This is a genomic window from Flavobacterium sp. GT3P67 (assembly GCF_004349155.1).
Classification (GTDB): Bacteria; Bacteroidota; Bacteroidia; order Flavobacteriales; family Flavobacteriaceae; genus Flavobacterium; species Flavobacterium ranwuense.
Window position 1 is genome coordinate 226,321 of record NZ_SMLF01000007.1, and the last position, 6,126, is coordinate 232,446.

Annotated in this window: 2 protein-coding genes; both read right to left on the reverse strand. The window is 34.9% G+C overall.

The features are described from left to right. Window positions 1-16: 16 nt before the first annotated feature. Window positions 17-934 (reverse strand): type IX secretion system membrane protein PorP/SprF, encoded by a 918-nt coding sequence (locus E0H99_RS12690; RefSeq protein WP_131996075.1) that lies wholly within the window; start codon window positions 932-934, stop codon window positions 17-19. Window positions 935-995: 61 nt separating this feature from the next. After that, window positions 996-5,804, reverse strand: coding sequence for a gliding motility-associated C-terminal domain-containing protein (locus E0H99_RS12695; protein ID WP_131996078.1), 4,809 nt, complete (start codon window positions 5,802-5,804; stop codon window positions 996-998). Between the last annotated feature and the right edge of the window lie 322 nt (window positions 5,805-6,126).

A 6,126-nucleotide genomic window follows, 5' to 3' on the forward strand; every position in this document is an offset into this window, starting at 1 on the left:
TTATAAAAATTAAATTTTAGAAAAATCTAGGTGAACGTGAAACTTTTTTCGATTCAAATAAATCATATAACAATATGAATTCATGTGAGGATGGGGAAGTTACTTTCAAATCTGAAATAATATGATCATAAGCATACCCAATTCTTAATTCAGGTGTGATAGCAAAATTGATCATCCCTCCAAAACTGTCTTCCAATCTATAGGTTACTCCAATCTCAAATTTTTCTTGATATAAAAAATTGGCAGAAACATCTAAGGATGGAGATACATTAAACGCCGATTTTAACATTAATGAAGGCTTGAATTTCAATTCATAATTAACATCAAAAACATAACCAGCTGTTAAAAAATAGTGAGATATATCTGAGCCATATTCACGTCCATTATAATCTAAATGAGCTGATTTAATCATATTTGGAATCGAAAAAGACACGTAATATTTGTCCGTGTAATAAAACAATCCTGATCCTAAATTAAATGATGTATCGTTGATGTCTTCTCCAAAAATACCTTCATTAGGATCCGGCAAACTGGATTGAATATCCCTGAGTCCAACTTTGTGAAAAGAAACTCCAGCTTTTAAACCAAAGGCCAATCTTTGCGTATCTCCTAATTTCAATGTATAAGAGAAGTCTCCAAATACATTTTGTTCTGTTACCGGTCCTATCTTATCAGATATAAATGATAAACCAACACCAACATTCTTGCCCGCAGGAGTATGACCTGCAAAAGTAAATGTAGCCGGTGAATCTTCAATATTTACCCATTGTTTTCTATATAAAAGACCAAAAGAAATGCTCTCATTAGAACCTGCATAGGCTGGATTAATAACATTCATATTATACATATATTGGGTATAATGTGGGTCTTGTTGCGCTTTTACATCCATATAGGCAATAAGAATTAAAAGAGACATCAATATTTTTTTGCTCATATCTATTTATTTTTCGGTTTATTGGTCTATTTGAAAATTTACAGACTAATAAATGTATTAATTACTGTTTTTCTCTGATTAAATAAATCCAACCTGTTTTTGGTTCTCCATTATTGGATTCTATCACATAATAATAGGTAGCGCTTGGAAGATCTTCTCCTTTGTCTGACTGACCTTTCCATTGATCCGTATAATTCGTCTGGCTGTAAACCTTAATACCATATCTATTAAATATTTCCAGTTTTTTGACATCCATCAATCTTAAATCAAAGAAGTCATTTGAACCGTTCCCATCAGGAGAAATTCCTTTTTGTATATTACAATAAATAGACTCAACAACTACGTCACTTGATGTTTCACAACCTGTATTTGTAGAAGTTACAGTAAGCGTATATGTTACTGGAAACACTACTTGTCCGCTTGTAGTTGATGCTATCACATCAGTTACATTTAAGACATTTGAATTAGTTCCTACTGAATTTCCATCTTTATTTTTCCATTGATAAGACACATTGTTTGGATCATATGATCCTGACAGTGGATTTGCGGTTAGAGTATATTCTTTATTTTCACAATCACTTATAGTTTCAAATTGAATTTGTGGAGGAATAGCATTTATAGTTATTTCAGAACCTAGAGTTATACACGCAATACTATTTGTAAATCGCACACTCATTATATATTTCCCAGGAGCCAAATTATTAAAGACATTACTGTTTTGATAGCCACTACCTATACTGTATTGAACGTTTGCTTGTGTACTAGTTGTAATACTCCCTGACGGCACCAAACAAGTTGGTTGTGTAACTTGAACCAAAGTTGGTATTGACGGCAATAAAGGAAGTGGATTAACAGTTACACTCGTTAGACTTTGTACTGAACATGTATTGTCAGCAATATTCCTCACATACAATGTGTAATTATTTGGAGCTAATCCCGAAAGTGTATTTGAAGCTTGATAGGTTGTACCATTCAAGCTATACTCTACTCCAGATTGAGCAGCTATTACAATAGTCCCGGATGGTACGGAACATGTTGGATGAACCACGCTAGTCATTGTTGGAACTGCTGGAGGAGTTGGAATAGGATTAATAATTACAACTGATGCAGATGAATTTAAACAGCTGATGTCAGTTGTATTTCTTACATATAAGGTGTAATTACCTGGAACTAATGCATTGAAAGTATTTGAAGCCCGATACGTTATACCGTTTAAACTATACTCTACTCCAGGCTGTGTTGTTATTACAATACTTCCGGATTGCACAGCACATGTTGGCTGAACTACGCTAACTACTGTTGGTGCTAGCACTACTTGAATAGGATTAATTGTTGTTGTTGATACCGAAGAAGTAACACAAGTAGTATCCGAAAGACTTCTTACATACAAAGTATAAGTAGTCCCCGGAGCTAATCCGCTGAATGTATTTGAAGCTTGATACGTTGTCCCATTTAAACTATACTCTACTCCTGTTTGTGTAGTTATTACGATACTTCCTGATGGTGCCCCACACGTAGGTTGAGTGACACTTGCTGTTGTTGGAACTACCGGAGGAGTTGGAATTGCATTAATGGTTATTGCCGATCCTGATGAAGTTATACAAGTATTATCGGCTGTATTTCTAACATATAATGTATAAGACCCCGGAGCTAATCCCGTGAACGTATTTGAAGCCTGATACGTTGTACCATTCAAACTGTACTCTACTGCAGTTTGTGTTGTTATGGTAATACTTCCTGATGGTGTCCCGCAAGTAGGTTGAACAACGCTTGCAGTTGGAACTAGTGGAGGAATTGGAATTGCATTAATTGTTATTGCAGACCCAGATGAAGTTACACAAGTATTATCGGCTGTATTTCTAACATACAATGTATAATCTCCTGGAACTAATCCGCTGAAAGTATTTGAAGCCTGATAGCTTGTACCATTCAAACTATACTCTACTCCTATTTGTGCAGTTATTACGATACTTCCTGATGGTGTACCACACGTAGGTTGAGTAACACTTGCCGTTGTTGGAAGTACTGGAGGAGCTGGAATTGTATTAATGGTTATTGTCGATCCTGATGAAGTTACACAAGTATTATCGGCTGTATTTCTAACATACAAAGTATAAGTTCCCGGAGCTAATCCGCTGAATGTATTTGAAGCTTGATACGCTGTCCCATTTAAACTATACTCTATCCCGGTTTGTGTTGTTATTACGATACTTCCTGATGGTGTCCCGCACGTAGGTTGAATAATACTCGCTGTTGTTGGAACTACAGGAGGGTTTGGAATTGCATTAATTGTTGTTACTGACCCCGAGGAAGTTACACAAGTATTATCGGCTGTATTTCTAACATATAATGCATAAGTCCCCGGAGCTAAGCCTGCAAAACTATTTGAGGCTTGATACGTTGTACCATCCAAGCTATACTCTACTCCTGTTTGTGTTGTTATTAAGATACTTCCCGAAGGCGTCCCACAGGTAGGTTGTACAACGCTAGCAGTTGGAACTACTGGAGAAATTGGAATTGCATTAATTGTTATTGCAGACCCAGACGGAGATACACAAGTATTGTCGGCTGTATTTCTAACATACAAAGTATAAGTACCCGGAGCTAATCCGCTGAATGTATTTGAAGCTTGATACGTTGTCCCATTTAAACTATACTCTATCCCGGTTTGTGTTGCTATTACGATACTTCCTGATGGTGTCACACACGTAGGTTGAGTAACGCTCGCTGTAGTTGGAACTACCGGAGGAGTTGGAATTGTATTAATGGTTATTTGAGACCCAGATGGAGTTACACAAGTATTATCGGCTGTATTTCTAGCATACAATGTATAAGTCCCCGGAGCTAATCCACTGAAAGTATTTGAAGCTTGATACGTTGTACCGTTCAAACTATACTCTACTCCTGTTTGTGTTGTTATTACGATACTTCCTGATGGCGTCCCACAGGTAGGTTGGGTAACACTTGCAGTTGTTGGAACTACTGGAGGAGTTGGAATTGCATTAATTGTTGTTGCTGATCCAGATGAAGCTGTACAAGTATTATCGACTGTATTTCTAACATACAACGTATAATTACCCGGAGCTAATCCTGTAAAACTATTTGAAGCTTGATACGTTGTACCGTTCAAACTATACTCAACTCCTGTTTGTGTTGTTATTAAGATACTTCCCGAAGGTGTTCCACAGGTAGGTTGAGTAACACTCGCTGTAGTTGGAGCTACTGGAGGATTTGGAATTGGGTTAACAATAGCTGGAGTTACTGATGAAAGCACACAAGTATTATCTAATTTATTTCTAACATATAGGGTATAATTTCCTGGAACTAATCCTGAAAACGCATTGGAATCTTGATAAACGCTTCCGTTTAAACTATATTCTACCCCAGGTTGTGTTGTAATTACAATAGTTCCGGTTTGCAAAGCACATGTTGGTTGTGTTAAACTAGCCGTTGTTGGGATAGAAACAAAATTCATTATAATATTTGCCTCTGAATAACAAGGTGTTAATGCAGCTGAAGAAACGACAACAGGATTTGGATCTTTCAAATTATAATCTATAGCACCAATCCCATAATCTAAATTACTACTCCTTTCCGGACTCAAAAATGAATTAGTAACCGACTGACTCCCATCTTCTTTATCATTCATAGTCAATGCAAAAAACTTAATATCTCCTGTTGTATAACCAATTAGAGATTTTAAAACTTCTACTTCAAAACCAAGACTATAATCATTAATTCCACTATTATTTTTATTAACACCCATCACAGATGAAGGAATACCTGTAGCAGCACTTCCTAAATAAGTTTTAACTGAAGCACCTGTTTTTAATTCAATAACATTCGCATAATAATTAGTTTCAGCCGCATCTGTAGTAATAACTAAACAATAATCCGCCTGAAAATAGGAATCAAATGTACTAGGATTATTATTAAAAATATTAAAAGCTCTGACTAATGGATCTGAATTTGCTTCATCACCATAATTTGAGATATTAAACCCTCCAGTCTTAGTGTCAAGAAACAATAAAATACTTCTATTATTTAAAACTTTCCCCGTTATACCTAAAACTACCTTATCCTCTAAGGCACTTATTTTTAAAGAATTGACATATCCAGTTGAAGCATTTGATGATAAAGGCGCAGAAAGAAAATTATCCTCTAAAGCTCCCGTTCCCCATGATGTCTCAGTAATAGATCCATCCATAGTAACTGCGTATCTTGTTCTAACTTTAACTGTTTGCCCATCAGTTAAAGCATTAGTTGTAAACACTCTACTTGTTGACATACCCTGCATTACAACTCCATCAACAGAGAATTCGAATAAATCAGCTCCTCCTGAAGCAGTGAAAGTAACTGATGTTCCTAAACATAAAGGGCTTGTTGTATTATTTGCTGGAGAAGCTGTCAAAGTAACTGCTGGAGGCGCTATATAAATTGATGCTACCACTGGTACACGTGTACTAATATCACTTCCAGATCTACTGCGTACATAATACGTTCTAGTTGAACTAATGCTTGGACTGTAAACAGTCCCAGTGTATATAGGAGCTACTGATGTTTGAGAAGTAAACCATTCAATAGTTTCAGAACCATTAGCCCCAAATGCATAAACATTAACCTGCATTAAAGTAACGCCATCACCACAAGAACTACCAGCAGTTGTAGAAGGCGGAGACAAAACAGCTTTAGTTTTTGAAATCCTTGATTTTTTTTTATGTTTTTTTATTGTATCAGAAGAAATCAATTTTTTTGAAGGTATCTCAAAATTCACATCATGTAATTTCACAAGATCTTTTAAATTTTTTGAACTTACTGTAAACCCAAATAATAAATGAAATAGTAAAAATAAAAGTATTTTTTTCTTCATAAACTGATTTTTATAGTTAATATATGACGGTACAATATTTTAATCATTAAAAGTATTCTTTTATTTCCAATGAACAAATCAAATTTTAATAAAAATTTAACTATTTAAGAATAAAGAGATTAAGGAGCTTTTATAGTTTTACAGTAACTAAAGCAAGATTTTAATTACAAATATTTGTAAAAAAATATCAATGTTTTAAATTTGTAAAGCCTGAAAATATCATTTACACAACTTGATCCTTATGATTATGCCATGCAAGTACGAATAAAAAAGTAAAACATCAATTACATATTAACAGGTTACTTAAACAATTCAAAAAAAG

What these genes read in the sequence shown, in the direction of transcription:
- E0H99_RS12690 (WP_131996075.1), bottom strand. Translation starts at nt 934, where the DNA reads ATGAGCAAAAAAATATTGATGTCTCTTTTAATTCTTATTGCCTATATG.
- E0H99_RS12695 (WP_131996078.1), bottom strand. Translation starts at nt 5,804, where the DNA reads ATGAAGAAAAAAATACTTTTATTTTTACTATTTCATTTATTATTTGGG.